Annotated in this window: 18 protein-coding genes; 10 read left to right on the top strand and 8 right to left on the bottom strand. The window is 72.1% G+C overall.

From position 1 onward, the window contains the following. Nucleotide 1: 1 nt before the first annotated feature. Nucleotides 2–1078, top strand: coding sequence for an NAD(P)/FAD-dependent oxidoreductase (locus ABZ260_RS00515; RefSeq protein ID WP_355610832.1), 1077 nt, complete (start codon nt 2–4; stop codon nt 1076–1078). Between the two features lie 22 nt (nt 1079–1100). On the opposite strand, the gene ABZ260_RS00510 is transcribed toward ABZ260_RS00515, so the two are convergent. Then, nucleotides 1101–2198 carry a glycerophosphodiester phosphodiesterase gene (locus ABZ260_RS00510; RefSeq protein ID WP_355610829.1) on the bottom strand — a complete coding sequence of 366 codons (1098 nt, stop codon included), beginning with the start codon at nt 2196–2198 and terminating at the stop codon, nt 1101–1103. Nucleotides 2199–2381: 183 nt separating this feature from the next. On the opposite strand from ABZ260_RS00510, the gene ABZ260_RS00505 reads away from it, so the two are divergent. Genes ABZ260_RS00505 through ABZ260_RS00490 form a run of 4 tightly spaced genes read left to right on the top strand, consistent with a single transcriptional unit; the run spans nt 2382 to nt 5717 of the window. Next, nucleotides 2382–3272, top strand: a complete 891-nt coding sequence (locus ABZ260_RS00505; RefSeq protein WP_355610826.1) for an ABC transporter ATP-binding protein — start codon at nt 2382–2384, stop codon at nt 3270–3272. Further along, nucleotides 3269–3991 (top strand): ABC transporter permease, encoded by a 723-nt coding sequence (locus tag ABZ260_RS00500; protein WP_355610823.1) that lies wholly within the window; start codon nt 3269–3271, stop codon nt 3989–3991. The genes ABZ260_RS00505 and ABZ260_RS00500 overlap by 4 nt, the downstream gene beginning before the upstream one ends. Continuing rightward, a complete protein-coding gene (locus ABZ260_RS00495) occupies nt 3988–5127 on the top strand; it encodes a sensor histidine kinase (protein ID WP_355610820.1) in 1140 nt (379 codons plus the stop codon). Before ABZ260_RS00500 ends, ABZ260_RS00495 begins: the two co-directional genes overlap by 4 nt. Next, the gene (locus ABZ260_RS00490; RefSeq protein WP_350912148.1) at nt 5124–5717 is read left to right on the top strand and encodes a response regulator transcription factor; all 594 of its coding nucleotides are present in this window, start codon (nt 5124–5126) and stop codon (nt 5715–5717) included. Before ABZ260_RS00495 ends, ABZ260_RS00490 begins: the two co-directional genes overlap by 4 nt. A 72-nt stretch (nt 5718–5789) precedes the next feature. On the opposite strand, the gene ABZ260_RS00485 is transcribed toward ABZ260_RS00490, so the two are convergent. From ABZ260_RS00485 to ABZ260_RS00460, 6 genes are all read right to left on the bottom strand, one after another. Further along, the gene (locus tag ABZ260_RS00485) at nt 5790–7028 is read right to left on the bottom strand and encodes an MFS transporter (protein WP_350962815.1); all 1239 of its coding nucleotides are present in this window, start codon (nt 7026–7028) and stop codon (nt 5790–5792) included. A 105-nt stretch (nt 7029–7133) separates the two neighbouring features. Beyond that, entirely contained in the window at nt 7134–8738 is a 1605-nt protein-coding gene (locus ABZ260_RS00480; protein ID WP_355610815.1) for a thiamine pyrophosphate-dependent enzyme, read from the bottom strand. Further along, the gene (locus ABZ260_RS00475) at nt 8735–9499 is read right to left on the bottom strand and encodes an ABC transporter ATP-binding protein (protein ID WP_355610850.1); all 765 of its coding nucleotides are present in this window, start codon (nt 9497–9499) and stop codon (nt 8735–8737) included. Before ABZ260_RS00475 ends, ABZ260_RS00480 begins: the two co-directional genes overlap by 4 nt. Then, nucleotides 9492–10232 (bottom strand): ABC transporter permease, encoded by a 741-nt coding sequence (locus tag ABZ260_RS00470; protein WP_355610847.1) that lies wholly within the window; start codon nt 10230–10232, stop codon nt 9492–9494. The genes ABZ260_RS00475 and ABZ260_RS00470 overlap by 8 nt, the downstream gene beginning before the upstream one ends. A 71-nt stretch (nt 10233–10303) precedes the next feature. Next, nucleotides 10304–11083, bottom strand: a complete 780-nt coding sequence (locus ABZ260_RS00465) for an ABC transporter permease (protein WP_355610812.1) — start codon at nt 11081–11083, stop codon at nt 10304–10306. Continuing rightward, nucleotides 11080–12042: an ABC transporter substrate-binding protein gene (locus tag ABZ260_RS00460; protein WP_355610809.1), complete on the bottom strand. Its 963-nt coding sequence runs from the start codon at nt 12040–12042 to the stop codon at nt 11080–11082. Before ABZ260_RS00460 ends, ABZ260_RS00465 begins: the two co-directional genes overlap by 4 nt. 209 nt (nt 12043–12251) lie before the next feature. Here ABZ260_RS00460 and ABZ260_RS00455 point away from each other — a divergent pair, with 209 nt between their 5' ends. From ABZ260_RS00455 to ABZ260_RS00435, 5 genes are all read left to right on the top strand, one after another. After that, nucleotides 12252–13052: a CoA transferase subunit A gene (locus tag ABZ260_RS00455; RefSeq protein WP_355610806.1), complete on the top strand. Its 801-nt coding sequence runs from the start codon at nt 12252–12254 to the stop codon at nt 13050–13052. A 41-nt stretch (nt 13053–13093) separates the two neighbouring features. After that, a complete protein-coding gene (locus ABZ260_RS00450) occupies nt 13094–13822 on the top strand; it encodes a CoA-transferase (RefSeq protein ID WP_355610844.1) in 729 nt (242 codons plus the stop codon). Nucleotides 13823–13912: 90 nt separating this feature from the next. After that, a complete protein-coding gene (gene pcaB / locus ABZ260_RS00445) occupies nt 13913–15253 on the top strand; it encodes a 3-carboxy-cis,cis-muconate cycloisomerase (RefSeq protein WP_355610803.1) in 1341 nt (446 codons plus the stop codon). Between the two features lie 43 nt (nt 15254–15296). Further along, the gene (gene pcaC / locus ABZ260_RS00440; protein WP_350912140.1) at nt 15297–15719 is read left to right on the top strand and encodes a 4-carboxymuconolactone decarboxylase; all 423 of its coding nucleotides are present in this window, start codon (nt 15297–15299) and stop codon (nt 15717–15719) included. Further along, complete coding sequence (locus ABZ260_RS00435; RefSeq protein ID WP_355610799.1) at nt 15703–16524, top strand: IclR family transcriptional regulator C-terminal domain-containing protein; 822 nt, start codon at nt 15703–15705, stop codon at nt 16522–16524. The genes pcaC and ABZ260_RS00435 overlap by 17 nt, the downstream gene beginning before the upstream one ends. A gap of 17 nt (nt 16525–16541) precedes the next feature. Here ABZ260_RS00435 and ABZ260_RS00430 read toward each other — a convergent pair whose 3' ends face one another. Next, nucleotides 16542–16952 carry a helix-turn-helix domain-containing protein gene (locus ABZ260_RS00430; RefSeq protein WP_355610796.1) on the bottom strand — a complete coding sequence of 137 codons (411 nt, stop codon included), beginning with the start codon at nt 16950–16952 and terminating at the stop codon, nt 16542–16544. Between the last annotated feature and the right edge of the window lie 45 nt (nt 16953–16997).

Raw genomic sequence — 16997 nt, 5'->3', positions numbered from 1 at the left:
CATCGGCGGCGGCCAGTCCGGACTGGCCGCCGCCCGCGCCCTGCTGAACACCGGCCTGACCCCCGTCGTCCTGGAAGCCGGCGAGCAGACAGCCGGTTCCTGGCCCTCCTACTACGACAGCCTCACCCTGTTCTCACCCGCCCGCCACAGCACCCTGGGTGCCATGCCCTTCCCCGGCAGCGACGACGGTGAGGGCGACCGTTATCCGCACCGCGACGAGGTGGTCGCCTACCTGACCCGCTACGCCGACCGGCTTCGGGCCGACGGAGCCGACATCCGCACCCGCACCCGGGTCTGCGCGGTGGAGTCCGACGGAAGCGGGGGCTTCGTCGCGGCCACCGCCGACGGGCGGCGGCTGCGCACCCGGGGTGTGGTGGCCGCCAGTGGCTCCTTCGCCAACCCGCACCTGCCTCGGTTGCCCGGCCAGGAAAGCTTCACCGGCCGCTTGTCGCACGTGGCCGACTATCGCAACCCCGCCCCGTACATCGGGCGGCGCGTCATCGTGGTGGGCGCCGGTAACTCCGCAGTGCAGGTCGGCTACGAGCTGGCGCAGGTCGCCGCGGTCACGCTGGCCACCCGCGCCCCGGTGGCGTTCCTTCCCCAGCGGGTGCGCGGCCACGACATCCACCACTGGCTGGCCGCGACCGGGTTCGACGACCTGCCGCCCGAATGGCTGGCCGCGATGCTCGGCGCCACCCTGGTGCTCGACGAGGGCCGCTACCAGAACGCGCTGAGCTCAGAGGCGATGCGGCGCCGGCCGATGTTCACCGCCTTCACCCCCGAAGGCGTCATCTGGGCCGACGGTACCCACGAGCCCACCGACGCGGTCATCTTCGCCACCGGATACCGGCCCAACCTGGACTACCTACGCCCTCTGGGCGCCCTGGACACCGACGGCGCACCCCGGCACGCCGGGGGAATCTCCACCACCCATCCGGGCCTGGTGTACGTGGGACTGGAATTCCAGCGCTCGTTCGCCTCCAACACCCTGCGCGGCGTCACCCGTGACGCCGAATACGTCACCGGCCCACTGGCCGCTCACGTGCGCAACGCACCCGCCGCACTGTTCGGGCCCTGAGGACCCCTGAAAGCCTCCCAGGTCAGAACACCCGCTCCCGCACCGCCCTGGCCATGCCCGGGTCGTCGGCGAAGACGCCGTCCAGGCCGAGCCGGTAGAGCCTCTCCAGCCAGCCCATCACGTCGCCGGTGGCCCGGGGGAAGGCCGGGCTGGCCGGGTTGCCCAGCCGGAAGTCCAGCGGAAGGTGCGAGTTCTCGTTCCTGACGGTCCAGGCGTGGACCTTCAGTCCCGCCTGGTGGGCGTCCTGGACGAACGTGGTGGGCGGCAGCAGGCGGCCGTCGGGTCCCGCCGGCACGATCCGCCGGGTGTCGACGCCGACGCCGTCCGCGTAACCGGCCACCTCACGCAGCCCCGCGGGGGTGACCATGGTGTCGTAGGTGCGCGGGTCTCCGGCCGCGATCCAGTCGTACGGGGCGCCGCCGGCGGTGATCAGCTGGATCAGCGGCAGCTCCGTCATCCTGCTCAGCTCGCGCAGGTTGGCGGTCTCGAAGGACTGGATGAAGACCGGGGCGCCGCTCCCGCTCCAGCCGTGCCGGTCGAGCACCTCCAGCAGCGGCTCCTCCAGGGAGAGACCGATGGAGTCGAAGTAGCTCGGGCTCTTGGTCTCCGGGTAGACCCCGACCCCGTGCCGCCGTGCCAGCTCGACCACCTCGTCGAAGGTGGGGATCTGCGCGAGGCCGTTGAAGACGGCGTTCCCCGGGCGCAGGTCGGGGATGCGCTCCTCGGCCCTGAGGGTCTTCAGCTCGGCGAGCGTGAAGTCCTCGGTGAACCAGCCGGTGATGGACCTGCCGTTGACGGTCTTGGTGGTGCGGCGGTCCGCGAACTCGGGATGGTTCTCGACGTCCGTGGTGGCGCCGATCTCGTTCTCGTGCCTGGCGACCAGCACGTGGTCCTTGGTCGCGACCAGGTCGGGCTCGATGTAGTCGGCGCCGAGCGCGATGGCGGCCTCGTAGGAGAGCAGGGTGTGCTCGGGCCGGTGCGCACTGGCGCCCCGGTGGCCGATGACGATGGGTTCGCGGACACGGGGCTCGGCGATCGCGGGTTCGGATTGTGGCAACACGAAAGCGACGGTACCGGTCACGAGGGCCGCCAGCATCGCGACCTGAAACCTACGGATCATGTTCAGGACCGTAGGAGGCCCGGATGACCACCAGAACAACGATTCGCAAAGGAAGTCAGCCACAAGGGCAGCGAGTCACAAAGACAACGGCCTGGTCCCTGCCGTGGGCTGACATGTGTCACATCGTTCGCGCTGACCTATGGCACTTCAGCCGGTTCCGTGTCGTCGGTCAGGGTGGTGGTCATGCGAACAGCAGTGGAGCTCAAGGCCGTGAGCAAGCGTTACAGCGACACCGTCGCGCTCGACGACGTAGATCTGCGTGTCGGGGAAGGGGAGACGGTCGCCGTTCTCGGGCCGAACGGCGCAGGCAAGACCACGTTGTTGTCGATCGCCCTCGGGCTCCTCGGTCCCAGTCACGGAGCTGCCAGGGTCTTCGGCCGCACACCCGTGGAAGCGCTGCACGCCGGCGAGGTCGGCGTGCTCCTGCAGGACTCCGGGCTGCTGGAGGACGTGCGGGTGGAGGAACTGGTCGCGACAGTCGCGGGAATGTACCCTCACCCGCATCCCGTCAAGGCGGCGATGCGAGCCGCGGACGTGGCCGAACTCGCCACCCGGCGCATCGGCCGGCTGTCCGGCGGCCAGCAGCAGCGCGTGCGGTTCGCTCTGGCGCTGGTCGGAGACCCGAAGCTGCTCGTGCTCGACGAGCCAACCGTGGGGCTGGACATCGAGAGCCGCCGCGCCCTGTGGCAGGAGGTACGCGCTCGCACGGCCGAGGGCCGCACGGTGGTCTTCGCCACCCACTACCTCGCCGAGGCCGACGACTACGCCGACCGGGTCGTCCTGCTCACCGGCGGAAAGATCGTCGCCGATGGGCCGGTGAGCACCATCAAATCCCTGGTCGGCGGCATGGAGGTGCGTTTCGTCTTCGACGGCGCCGATGCGAGCGGGCTCGAAACGCTGCCGGGCGTGCGCCAGGTGCGGATCGAGGGGCGTGCCGTCACACTGCGCACGGATGACTCCGACGCCACGCTTCGCGCCCTGTTCGCGACGTTCGACGACTTCAGGGAGGTACGCACCATGAGCACCGATTTGGAGAGCGCCGTCGTCAGCCTGACGGGAGGAGCGGGACGATGAGGTCGTATCTGAGACTCGAGATACGGCGCGCTTTCCGCAACCCGGCCGGGATGATCCTGCTGACCGGCTTCCCGCTGGCGCTATACCTGCTGTGGACCAAGGTACTCACCGTGGTGCCGCAGGAACAGCGCGCGGACTTCGCCGCGTTCTCCATGGTCTCCATGGCCACGTACGGTGCGATGGGGGGCGCGTTGTTCATCGGGGGCGCCATCGCGCTGGAGCGGAGCAAGGGCTGGTCGCGGCAGCTCGCGGTGACGCCGCTGCCGCCGCACGGCTACGTGGTGGCCAAGTTGGTCAGCGGGATGACGGGAGTGCTGCCGAGCATCTTCGTCGTGCTGGCCGCCGGCGCGGTGCTGGGCGGGGTGCGCCTGTCCCTGTGGACCTGGCCGGCGCTGGTGGTGTTGATCTGGCTGGGCGTCATGCCCTTCGCCGCGCTGGGCATCGCGTTCGGCTACACACTCCGAGGGCAGGCGGCGAACCTGGCCATGATGGGCGTCTACTTCGGGCTGTCCGTCCTGGGCGGCCTCTGGCTGCCGGTGCAGGCCATGCCCGCGGGCCTGCGTGCGCTGGCCGAGTACAGTCCCGCTTATCAGGCCGGATCACTCGGCTGGCGGATGCTGGACGGGCGGTGGCCGACCGGGACCGGGGTGGGTGTACTGGTGGCCTGGACCCTGTTGTTCGCCGCGCTGGGCATGTGGCGTTACCGTCGGGCTTTGTGACGGTGAGGACGACGCTGCCGGAGCTTGAGCACGGCCGGGCCCGCACCATGGCCCGGGCCGGGTCCGCCGCGTGGCTGCTGATCCTGTGCTGGCCGCTCTGGTCGCTACTCGACGCGGAACCGGGGATCCCAAGAGTGGCATGGGCGTTCGGGGGCGCGGCGCTGTTGGCCGGCTGCTGGCTGATGATCACGTGGCGGATGTTCAGCAGCCGGGGAGGCACCCCGCGGCCGTGGGCTCTGGCCGGGTTGCTCGGCGCGACACTGGCCCTGCTCCCCGTCTTGGGGCGGCCGTGGGCGTACGTCTGCTTCGTGTTGGTCGTCTCCGCTCTCGCGGCCTCGTTGCGACCGGTCGTGTTCACTGCGGCGGTGGTGGTGACAGCGGTCGTGGACGTGATCGCCCTGTGGGTCCTGGGAGCGCCGTTCGCCGGGATCTGGTGGGTGCCGCTCGTCATCGCGGTGCAGACGGCGGTGGTGCAGAGCCTGAAACAGATGGGGGTGCTGGTGGCGCGGCTGGAGGCGGCCCGCGCCGAAGTCGCGCAGATGGCCATCGAGAACGAGCGGCTGCGGTTCGCCCGGGACCTGCATGACATTCTCGGCCACACACTCGCGTCGATCATCATCAAGAGCCAGCTTGCGGCGCGGCTGGCCCGTACCGACCCGGACCGCGCCGCCCGCGAGATGGCCGACGTGGAGCACGCCACCCGCCAGGCCCTCGACGAGGTACGGCACGCGGTCACCGGCTACCGTGCCCCCGCCTTGTCGGAGGAACTCGACAAGGCCGCCCGCGGTCTGCGGGCCGCCGGGATCGAGCTGGAGGTCTCCCCCGCCGAGGGGCCCATTCCCGCCTCCGCCGAGATCCTGCTGGCCTGGGCCGTACGAGAGGCGGTGACCAACGTGCTACGCCACAGCCGGGCCGGGCGTTGCTGGATCGACCTAAGCGTGGACGACACGGCCGCGGGCCTGGAGGTCCGTGACGACGGCACTCCGCCGGGCGACGGGGCCGGCGCGGGGCGGGCGGGGCACGGGCTCACCGGGCTGGCCGAGCGGGTCGCGGAGGCCGGTGGACGGCTGGAGGCAGGGTCGTTGCCCGGCAGGGGATACCGGCTGTGCGTGCGCGTCCCGCTGGAGGAATCATGATCCGCGTGCTGATCGCCGACGACCAGGACCTGGTCAGGGGTGGCCTGGCGGCGCTCCTCGCTCTCGAGGACGGCATCGAGGTGGTGGCCGAGGTCGGGCGCGGAGACCTGGTGGAATCCGCGGTGGCGGAGCACGACCCCGACGTGGTCCTGCTCGACATCGAGATGCCTGGACTATCGGGCCTGGACGTCGCCGAGCGCCTCCGCGGCCACCGGGTGATCATCGTGACCACGTTCGGCAGGCCCGGCTACCTCAGCAGGGCTCTGAAGGCCGGTGTGGCCGGTTTCGTGGTGAAAGACGCCCCGGTCACCGAGCTGACGGCCGCCATTCGCCGGGTGATCACCGGCGAGCGGGTGATCGACCCGAGGCTGGCGGTGAGCGCTCTGACCATGGGCACCAGCCCGCTTACCCAGCGAGAAGCCGAGGTGCTGCGCGCGGCCGCCGACGGCAGCACCGTGGCGGACATCGCCCGCAGGCTGTTCCTCACTGAGGGAACCGTCCGCAACTACCTGTCTTCCGCCATCGGCAAAACCGGGGCCCGCAACCGCGTCGAGGCCGCTCGCGTGGCCGAGTCCCGCGGCTGGCTCTGACCGGCCACACTGATCATTCTGCGCCGAGAGCCGATGTCCTGAGCCGCTCCGCCGCCCCCGAGGGGCGATGGGTCAGGCCAAGGAGGGGGAATCCTCGGCCGGCCGGGTTCCCGGCGGGGCGCCCGTACCGGCCTGCGTGACCGGTCGCCCCGCCAGGAACCCGGCCGCCAGTTGCAGGCCGCACGCGCCGAGCCCGGCCAGCAGCGGCAGCGTCCAGCCACCGGAGAACTGGTGGAGCGCGCCGACCAGGAGCGGCCCGAGCGCGGCCAGCACATACCCGACGGACTGGGCGACGGCCGAGAGCGCGGTCACCGAGACCGGGTCGGGGGCGCGGAGCGCGATGATGAGCAGGGCCAGCGCGATCGAGGCGCCCTGCCCCACACCGAGGACGATCATCCAGAGCCACGGGAGGGTGGCCGGGGCGAACAGCACACCGAGGTATCCGGCCACCGTGAGGAGGGTCGCGGCGGTGACGTACGGCACCTGCGACCGCGCCCGCCCGGCGAGGATCGGGACCGTGAACGTGGCCGCCACCTGGGCCAGGTTGGTGAGGCTGAGCAGGTATCCGGCCTGGTCGGCGGGGAGCCCCGCGTCCTTGAAGATCGTCGGCAGCCAGGCCAGCATGACGTAGAAGGTCAGCGACTGCAGGCCCATGTAGACGGTGACGTACCAGGTCATCCGGGTGCGGAGCAGCTGTGCGAACGGTCTGGGCGCGACCTCGGAGCGGGCGGGGCGGCGCAGTGCCTGGGGCAGCCAGAACACCGCGGCGGCCAGCGCCGGGATCGCGGTCATCGCGGTCACCTCGCGCCAGCCGTACCCGGTGGCACGCTCCAGCGGGATCATCAGCCCGGACGCCGCGGCGGCGCCCAGCACCAGTCCGGAGACGTAGATCCCGGTGAACAGGCCGACCCGCGAGGGGAAGTGCTGCTTGACCACGCCGGGCATCGCGACGTTCATGACGGCGATGGCCATGCCGGCAACGGCCGCTCCCGCGTAGAGCGCGGGGACGCTTCCCGCGCTGCGCAGCATCACCCCGGCGGCCAGGATCAGCAGCCCGGCCATGAGCGTGCGGTCCAGGCCGAAGCGGCGGGCGAGCAGCGGGGCGAGCGGGCCCAGCACGCCCAGGCAGACCACCATGGCCGTGGTGATCGCTCCTCCCCCGGCGGCGCTCAGCCCGAGGTCGCCCATGATCTCGTCCAGCACCGGGGAGACGCTCGCCAGCGCGGGCCGCAGGTTGAGCGAGGCGAGCACGAAGCCCGCGATGAGCACCACCCACGACACCCGCGACACACCGACCCCCCGCTCGACCATTGGCCAACCTTCCCACAGCCAGCTTGGTGAAGCGCTTCGAGGGGTAGGGCCCGGCACCCGTGCCGGGCACGCACCGATGAAATCGGGCCGGGGTCCTCCCCCGCGTCACGGCTGGAAGTCCGGGTCCGGCGCGACCGCCACGTCGAGCAGCAGGGGTTCGCCCCGCCCGGCGAGGCCGGGAACCACCTCGTCCAGCACGTCGGCCAGCTCGTGGTAGGTCTCCACCCGCAACGCCGGGCAGCCGAACGACCTCGCCATGGCCGCCATGCTCACCTCGGTGAACGGCGGCCAGGGCGCCTTGCCGGTGCCCGCCCGCTCCGCCAGCCGGTCCATCACCGCGTACCTGCCGTTGGCGAGCACCACGAAGAGCGTTCCCACCCCGTAGTGCGCCGCGCTCCACAGCGCCTGGATTCCGTACAGGGCCGAACCGTCGCCCACGACCGCCACCACCGGGCGGTCCGGCGCGGCCATCCGCAGGCCGACCGCCGCGGGCAGCGCGAAGCCGAGCCCGCCCATCGCCGCCGACAGGAAGCCCAGCGGGCGCCTGGCGGGGAGGAGCCGGTGCAGGTCGGGGCGGGAGGACGGGGTCTCCTCCACGACCACCGCCTCGGGCGCGAGCCGTACGGCCAGCTCGGCGAGGACGTGCGCGGCCCGCAGCGGCTCGCAGGGCAGGGGCGGATCCGGCGGCCGCGTGCGCGGCGGCAGGGGCGGCACGGCTGTGGAACGGGCGGGCAGCGATGCGGCGAGGCGGGCGCAGACGGCGGCGGGCGAGGCCAGCACGGCCAGGCCGGCGGGGCTGCGATGCGCCTCGGCCGGATCGTCGGTGACGACCGCCACCGCGGTCCCCGGCGCGACCAGCGGGCCCGGTTCGTAGGGGTACTGGCGGAACACCGGCGCACCGGCGGCGAGCACCACGTCGTGCCCCGCCAGCGCCTCCCGCAGCCGGGACCGGCCCGCGGGCAGGATCCCGGCGAACTGCGGGTGGTCCTGCGGGAACCCGGCGCGGGCGCCGAACGACTCCTGCCAGACCGGGCAGCGCAGCCGCTCGGCGAGCGCGGTCAGCGCCTGCCACGCCTCCGGCGAGTCCGCCCCGGCGCCGACCACCAGTACCGGGGAGCGGGCCCCGGCCAGCAGGGCGACGAGAGCCGCCAGCTCGGCGTCGGCGACGGCGGCGGGCCTGACCACCCGCAGCGGTGCCGCGAGCTCCTCGGCCTCGGCGGGGGCGGACCAGTCGTCCATGGGGACCACGACCATCGCGGGCCCGCGGGAGGTGACCGCCTCGTGGCAGGCCCTGGCCACCGCCCCCGGCACGTCCTGGGCGCGGACCGGCTGGTCCACCCGGACCGGGTAGTCCCCGGCCAGACCGCCGAGCCGCCCGGCCAGGAAGGGCTCCAGCGCCAGGTGCCTGCGGTCCTGCTGGCCGACCAGCACCACCAGCGGCGCCCGGTTCACCCGCGCGGTCGCGATCGCGCCGACCGCGTTGCCCAGTCCCGCCGTGGTGTGCAGCAGCGCCAGCGCGGGCCGTTCCCGCGCGATGGCCCAGCCGGTGGCCATGCCGACCACCGAGCCCTCGTGCAGGGCGAGTACGAACTCCAGGTCGTCGGGGAGCCCGGTCAGCAGGGACACCTCGGTCGATCCGGGGTTGGCGAAGATCGTGGTCATGCCGGTGCGGCGGAGCACGTCGAAGGTCGCGTCCCTGACGGTTCTCATCGGTCTCCCCTCGCCCGCTGGATCTGGGCGTACAGATGGCCGCGCAGGTCGGCGAAGCGCGGCAGGGAACGGGTGGTGAGCTGGTCGCGGTCCGGCGGCAGGTCGATCTTCAGATCCTCCAGCACGACCGTCGGCGAGGACGACAGCACGACCACGCGCCGGCCGAGGTAGACGGCCTCGTCGATGTCGTGGGTGACGAACAGCGTGGTCATCCCGAGGTCGCGCCAGAGCGTGAGGATCAGGTCCTCCAGGTCCGCCCTGGTCTGGGCGTCGACCGCGGCGAACGGCTCGTCCATCAGCAGCACCTGCGGCTCGTACGCGACGGCCCTGGCGATCGCCACCCGCTGCTGCATGCCGCCCGACAGCTGCCAGGGGTGGGCGTCCGCGGCGTCGGCGAGGCCGACGGCGGCCAGCGCCCCGGTCACCAGCTCGTCCCTGCGCCCGCGCGCCACCTTCTTCTCCCGCAGCGGAAGCTCGACGTTCTGCCACACGGTCATCCAGGGGAACAGGCTCCTGCCGTACTCCTGGAAGACCACGGCCATCCGTGGCGGCGGCCCCGTCACCGGCACGCCCGCCACCCGCACCGACCCCGAGGTGGGGGGCAGCAGGCCCGCCACGCAGCGCAGCAGCGTGGTCTTGCCGCACCCCGAGGGGCCGACGACGCAGACCAGCTCTCCCGTGTCCACCTGGAAGGTCAGGTCACGCAGTGCCTCGACGTTCCGCCCCTGGTAGACCTTTCTCAGTCCCGAGACCTCAAGCACGGTCACCCCCACGGCCGTAGTACCAGTAGAGAACGCGGCGTTCGAGCCGCCTGAACAGGACCGCCAGCAGGTAGCCGAGCAGGCCGAGCAGGAGGATGCCGCTCCACATCTCGGGGATCGCGAAGCCGCGCTGGAAGAGCACGATCGTGAAGCCCAGACCACTGCTGCTGGCGAACATCTCACTGATCACCATCAGGATGATCCCGACGGAGAGCGACTGCCGCAGGCCTGTCATGATCTGCGGGCTGGCGCCTCTGAGCACCAGGTGGCGAAGGCGCGAGGTGCCGCGCACGCCGTACATGCGGCAGGTGTCGGAAAGCACCTCGTCCAGCGCCCGGACCCCCTCGACGGTGTTGAGCAGGATCGGCCAGACACAGCCCGAGGCGATGACCAGCACCTTCATCCCGTCGTCGATCCCGGCCAGCAGCATGATCAGGGGTACCAGGACCGGCGGCGGGATCGCGCGGAAGAACTCCAGCACCGGCTCGGCGGCGGCGCGCAGCCGGGCGGAGAGCCCGATCGCCACCCCGAGCCCGACCCCGGCGACGGTGGCGAGCAGGTATCCGGCCAGCAGCCTGAGCACGCTCGGCAGCGCGTCCTCCACCAGCCGGGGCGAGAACCAGGTCTCGGCGAACGCGCCGGCCACCTCGCCGGGGGTGGGCACGTAGAAGCTCTCCGACAGCACGGCGTAGGCCCACCAGGCGAGCACGAGCAGCACGGGCACCCCGGCCACGGTCAGCACCCGCCGCACCACCCGGCGCCCGCCGCCGGGCTCCGTGCCCCGATGTTCCGTCACGCCTTCCGTCACGCCGCGGCCTCCCGCCTGATCGAGGGGTGCCAGGACAGGACCCGCCGCTCCAGCAGCCGGACCGCGAGGTTGACCCCGATGCCGATCAGCCCGGCCAGCACCACCAGGGCGTACATCGTGGACACCGCGCCGCTGGACTGGGCGACCTGGATGGCGAGGCCGAGGCCGGGGCTGCCGATGACCAGCTCCGCAGTGATCGCGAGGATGAAGGCGACGGCCGCGGCCAGCCGCAGCCCGGTCATGACGTACGGCAGGGCGGTCGGCCAGACCAGGTTGCGGATCCGGGACCAGGTGGAGAGACCGTACGACCTGGCCGTGTCGTGGGCGACGGCGTCCACGTCCGCGACGCCGTACAGGACCTGGATGAGCACCTGCCAGAACGCGGCGTAGACGACCAGCAGGAGCGTGGAGCCCAGCGACGCGCCGAACAGCAGGGTGGCGAGCGGGATCAGCGCCACCGAGGGGATCGGACGCAGGAACTCGATCGCCGAGTGCGTGGCGGCCCGCAGACCGGGCACGACGCCGATCAGCACCCCGACCGGCACCGCCGCGCAGCAGGCGATGGCCAGGCCGAGCGCCCACCCCCACATGGTCTGGCCCAGGGCCGTCCACAGCTCGGCGGTGGTCAGCTCGGCCGCCAGCGTACGGAGGATCTCCGACGCGGGCGGCAGGTAGCGGGAGTCGACCAGGCCCAGGCGGGGAACCGCCTCCAGCACGAGCAGCAGCGTGCCCAGCCCCGCCGCGCCGTACGCGACCGGCGAGAACGGGCGGGTCACGGGATCAGGGCGGCCACGTCGGCCTTGTTCTTGAGGATGCCGTCCGCCTGTGCCAGGTCCGCGATCTCCTGCACCGACGCGCGGTTGATCTCCGTACCCCATCTGGGCAGGGTGATCTTGGCGATCACCTCGGGGGCGATCTTGGTGTACGACTTCAGGATCTCCCTGGCCTCCTCGGGATTGGCCTCGGCGTAGGTCAGCGACTCGTTCATCGCCGCGGTGAACCGCTTGACCAGGTCGGCGTCGGTCCTGCCGCCGGTGAAGTACATCGCCACGGTCAGGTCGTCGACCGCCTCGGCGAAGTTCCACGACACCGCGCGGGCGCCCTGGGACAGTGCCTGGCTGACGAAGGGCTCGACCACCCAGATCGCGTCGACGCGCCCGCCGGTAAGGGCGGCGGGGGCGTCGGGGAAGGCCAGTTCCACGAACTCGATGGTGGAGGGGTCGCCGCCCGCCTTACGGACCGAGGCGCGGATCGTGGTGTCGCCGATGTTCTTGAGCTGGTTGACCGAGACCTTCTTGCCCGCGAGGTCCTTGGCACCCTGGATGGGGCTGTCCTGCTTGACCAGGACGGCGCCGAAGTCCTTGCCCGGCTCGCCGGTGGAGGAGACGCCGTTCGCCACCACCTTCACGTCCAGTCCCTGCTCGCGCGCGGTGAGCAGGGAGGTGGTGTTGGCGAAGGCGAACTGGAACTGGTTGCTGACGGTACCGGAGATGCTCGCGGCCCCACCCTGCACGGGAGTGATCGTCAGGTCGATGTTCTGCTTGTCGAAGAACCCCTTGGACTTACCGAGGTGGATGGGGGCGGTGTCCACGATGGCGATCACACCGGCGTTGACCTTGTCCTTGCCGCCGTCCCCACCTCCCGCGGCGGACTGCTCGGTGGAGCCGCACGCGGACAGTGCGGACAGCGCGACCAGCGCGACAGCGGTGGCCAGGACGGCTGTGGGACGGCGCACGGAACCTCCCGGGGGGAAGAGGAGAGGGATGGTGTTCGCCAAACGAACAATAATTCTCTAAACGCACAATGTTTATCGCCGGAAGTTACGCCGCGAATCTCAGGTGTGTCAAGGAATGATGGCCACCGGTTTGACCATCCGGACGGTGAGTCAGTATGTTCACTCAAAGAACATTCGTTCGCATGCCGAACATGCGTTAAGGGGGCGCGATGGCCACGGTGATTCCGCTCGCCGAGGCGGTGGCCGATCTCGTGCACGACGGCGACAGCGTGGCGATGGAGGGCTTCACCCACCTCATCCCCTACGCGGCCGGGCACGAGATCATCAGGCAGGGGCGCCGCGATCTCACCCTGATCAGGATGACCCCCGACCTGATCTACGACCAGATGATCGGGATGGGCTGCGCCGGCAGGCTGGTCTTCTCCTGGGGCGGCAACCCCGGGGTGGGCTCGCTGCACCGCTTCCGCGACGCGGTGCAGAACCACTGGCCGGGCCCTCTGGAGATCGAGGAGCACAGCCACGCGGGCATCGCGAACGCCTACGTCGCCGGGGCCTCCGGGCTGCCCTTCGCGGTGCTGCGCGGTTACCGGGGCACCGACCTGCCCGGCAGGACCGCCAACATCAGGCCGATCACCTGCCCGTTCACCGGCGAGGAGCTGACCGCGGTCCCCGCGATCAATCCGGACGTCGCCGTGATCCACGCGCAGCGCGCCGACCGGCGGGGCAACGTGCAGCTCTGGGGCATCACCGGCGTGCAGAAGGAGGCGGTCCTGGCCGCCCGCCGCTCGCTGGTCACCGTGGAGGAGGTCGTCGACGAGCTGGAGCCGCGCCCCGGCGCGATCGTGCTGCCCGGCTGGGCGATCACCTACGTCTCCGAGGCCCCCGGCGGCTCCCACCCCTCCTACAGCGCCGGGTACTCCAGCCGCGACAACGACTTCTACCTCGCCTGGGACGAGATCAGCCGCGACCGGGAGACCTTCGCGGCCTGGATGAGAGAGCACGTGCTTTGACGACCGCCCCCTCCCACAGCACCGGCTACACCTCCGACGAGATGATGACCGTGGCCGCGGCCCGGCGGCTGCGGGACGGCGGCTCGTGCTTCGTCGGCATCGGCCTGCCCAGCGTCGCCGCCAACCTCGCCCGCCGTACGCACGCCCCCGGCCTGATCCTCGTCTACGAGTCCGGCACCATCGGCGCCAAGCCCGACCGGCCGCCCCTGTCGATCGGGGACGGCGTGCTGGCCGACACCGCCGACGCCGTCGTCAGCGTGCCGGAGATCTTCAACTACTGGCTCCAGCCGGGCCGGATCGACGTCGGATTCCTGGGCGCCGCCCAGATCGACCGGTTCGCCAACATCAACACGACGGTGATCGGCCGCTACGACGACCCGAAGGTCCGGCTGCCCGGCGCGGGCGGGGCCCCCGAGATCGCCGCCTCCTGCCGCGAGGTGACGGTGGTCGTGCGGCAGAGCCGCCGCACGTTCGTCGACCGGGTGGACTTCGTGACCTCCGTGGGCTTCGGCTCGGGGCCCGGCGACCGCGAGCGTCTCGGCCTGCGCGGCAGCGGCCCCCGCACGGTCATCACCGACCTGGGCATCCTGGAGCCCGACCCGGACACCTGCGAGCTGGTCCTCACCCACCTGCACCCCGGCGTCACCCTCGACGAGGCCCGCGCCGCCACCGGCTGGGCGCTGGCCGCCGCCCCCGGCCTCCGCGAGACCGCGCCCCCGGCCCCGGAGGAGCTCGCCGCCCTCCGCGGGCTCACCGGCGGACGGCCGTGAGGAAGGCGGCACCGGGTAGGTCAGCATTGTCCCCGGGGGCGCCGACTCCCGGGCCGCCGTGAACGACATTCGAGCCATCCGGAGGTGACCATGACCGCTCCCGCCACCGCCGGGCTGTTCTCCGGGATGTTCGCCAGGGGCGGGGCCGCCGCGCAGGTGTCGGACGTCGCGTGGCTGGCCGCCATGCTGGACGTCGAGTCCGCGCTGGCCACCGCGCAGGCCGGGATCGGACTGGTCCCCGCCGAGGTGCCCCCGGCAGTGGCCGCGGCCTGCCGTCCCGAGCTCTACGACCTCGCCGAACTGGGCGCCGAGGCGGCCCGGAGCGGCAACCCCGTCATCGGCCTGGTCGCCGCCCTGCGGGCGCGGATCGAGCCCGGCCTGCGGCGGTTCGTGCACTACGGCGCCACCAGCCAGGACATCAACGACACCGCGGCGATGCTGCTCTCCCGCCGTGCCCTGGCCCCGGTCCTGGCCGACCTGTCCGCCTGCGCCGGGGCGTGCGCGCGGCTGGCGTCCGAGCACCGCGGCAACGTCATGGCCGGGCGTACGGTCGGCCAGCACGCCGTACCGATCACGTTCGGGCTGAAGGCGGCGGGCTGGCTGAGCGCGCTGGACCGCTCCCGGACCGAGCTGGCGCGGGTGCCACTGCCGGCCCAGTACGGCGGGGCGGCGGGTACCCTGTCGGTCCTCGGCGAGCGGGGCCACGAGGTGCCGCCGCTGCTCGCGGCCGAGCTCGGGCTGGCCGAACCGGTCGTTCCCTGGCACACCGACCGGACCCCGGTCGTCCGGCTCGCCTGCGCGCTCGGCACCGCCGCGGGGACGCTCGGCAAGATCGCGAACGATGTGAAGCTGCTGGCCCAGACCGAGGTGGCGGAGGTCGCCGAGCCCACCGGACCCGGGCGGGGCACCTCCAGCGCGATGCCGCACAAGCGGAACCCGGTGGGTTCGATGTCGGTACTCGCCTGCGTCCAGCGCGTACCCGGGCTGGTCGCCTCCCTCCTCGGCGGCATGGTCGCCGAGCACGAGCGCGCGGCCGGGCCCTGGCAGGCCGAGTGGGAGACGCTGGGCGAGCTGCTCCGGCTCACCGGCAGCGCCGCCTCCTGGCTGCGCGAGGTGCTGGAGGGCCTGACCGTGGACACCGCCAGGATGCGCGCCAACCTCGACGCGACCCGGGGGCTGCTGATGGCCGAGCAGGTGGTCGTCCGGCTCGGCGGCACCCCGCAGGACCGGCGGCTGGTGGACGCCGCCTGCGCCCGCGCCGCCGCCGGGGGCCTGACGCTGCGGGAGGTCCTGCTCGCCGATCCCGGTGTCCCCCTGACCGCCGAGGAGGTCGACGCGGCCCTCGACCCGGCGGGTGCCCTGGGCTCCGCCTTCACCTTCGTCGACCGGGCGCTCGCCGCCCACCGGAACCTCGCGGAACCCGGCAGGTGAGCGCGGGGAAGACCGGCGGACGAGCACGAGAGGAACCAGGGACATGAGCGCGGAGGAGAGCAGGGACATGAGCGGGTGGGAGGCCGGGGACGCGACGCGCCGGGCCGTACTCGGTGACGAGCACGTGGACCGCGCCACCGCGAGCGCCACTCCGTTCACCGCCGACTTCCAGGAGTTCATCACCAGGTACGCCTGGGGGGAGATCTGGACCCGTCCCGGCCTGGACCGGCGCACCCGCAGCTGCATCACCCTCGCCATGCTGGCCACGCTCGGGCAGGAGCACGAGCTGGCCATGCACGTGCGGGCCGCGCTCCGCGTCGGTCTCACCGAGGAGGAGATCAAGGAGGTGCTGCTGCAGACCGCGATCTACGCGGGCGTACCCGCCGCGAACCGGGCGTTCGCGGTGGCACGGGCGGCGCTAGAGTTCGATCGGAACGAGGAGGACGGCGATGATCGAACCGGTTGACCGCGGCTCCGACCACGTGCAGTCGCTGGCGCGCGGGCTCTCGGTGATCAAGGCGTTCAGCGCGACGAGCCCCGAGCTGACGCTCAGCGAGGTCGCCCGCGCGACCGGCCTGACCAGGGCGGCGGCCCGCCGGTTCCTGCTGACGCTCGTCGACCTCGGCTACGTCAGGACCGACGGGCGGCTGTTCGCGCTCTCCCCCCGCGTCCTGGACCTCGGATACGCCTACCTGTCCAGCCTCTCCCTGCCCGAGATGGCCGAGCCGCACCTCGAACGGCTGGTCGCCGAGGTGCACGAGTCGGCGTCGGTGGCCGTGCTCGACGGCGAGGACGTCGTCTACGTGGCCCGGGTGGCCACCACCCGGATCATGCGGGTGACCATCAACATCGGCACCCGCTTCCCGGCCCACTGCACCTCGATGGGCCGGGTCCTGCTCGCCTGGCTGCCCCCGGACGAGCTGGCCGCCTACCTGGAGCGTGCCGCACTGCGCAGGTTCACCCCGAAGACCGTCACGACCTCCGAGGCGCTCCGGGCCGAGCTGGAGCGGGTCCGCTCCCAGGGCTGGGCGATGGTCGACCAGGAGCTGGAAGAGGGGCTGCGCTCGATCGCCGTGCCGATCCGCGATCGCTCCGGCCGGGTGACCGCCGCGATGAACATCTCCTCCCACGCGAGCCGTACCACCCCCGAGTCCGCCCGCCGCGACCTGCTGCCGCCGCTGCTCGCGGCGGCGGCCCGCGTCGAGGCCGACCTGCACGCGGCCGGGACGGCGGGAGGCACCACCCGGGCCTCCTGGAGAGAGTCCTCCTGAGCCGTTCCCGCCCGCGGTCACGCCTGGCGGCTGTCGTACGCCTCGCGCGCCGCACCGATCTCGTCCACGGAGCCTTCGAGTAGATCGGCGAGACCGCGCAGACGCTCGGCGACGCGGGCGCCGAGCGGGGTCAGGGAGTACTCCACCCGGGCGGGTATCACCGTCAGCACCTCGCGGGTGACCATGCCGTCTCGCTCAAGGGTCTGCAGGGTCTGCGCCAGCATCTTCTCGCTCACGCCCGCCACCCGTCGCCGCAGGGCGTTGAACCGGTAACCGGACTCGCCGAGGGCGAGCAGCGCGAGGACTCCCCACTTGCCGGCCACATCCTCCAGCGCCGCCCGGGAGGTGCAGTCGCGGGCGAACACGTCGCTGACCAGCTCGTCGGTGGGTTCACCGGTGTCGGGATCGGGGGCACACGCGTTCGGCATACCCCAAGGGTACAGAATTCATAAAACAACCAGTACTGTATAAAA

The organism is Streptosporangium sp. NPDC006013 (assembly GCF_040614275.1).
Taxonomy (GTDB): domain Bacteria; phylum Actinomycetota; class Actinomycetes; order Streptosporangiales; family Streptosporangiaceae; genus Streptosporangium.
Note: the sequence above shows the minus strand (reverse complement) of the source record. Positions and strands in the feature narration are given on the sequence as shown.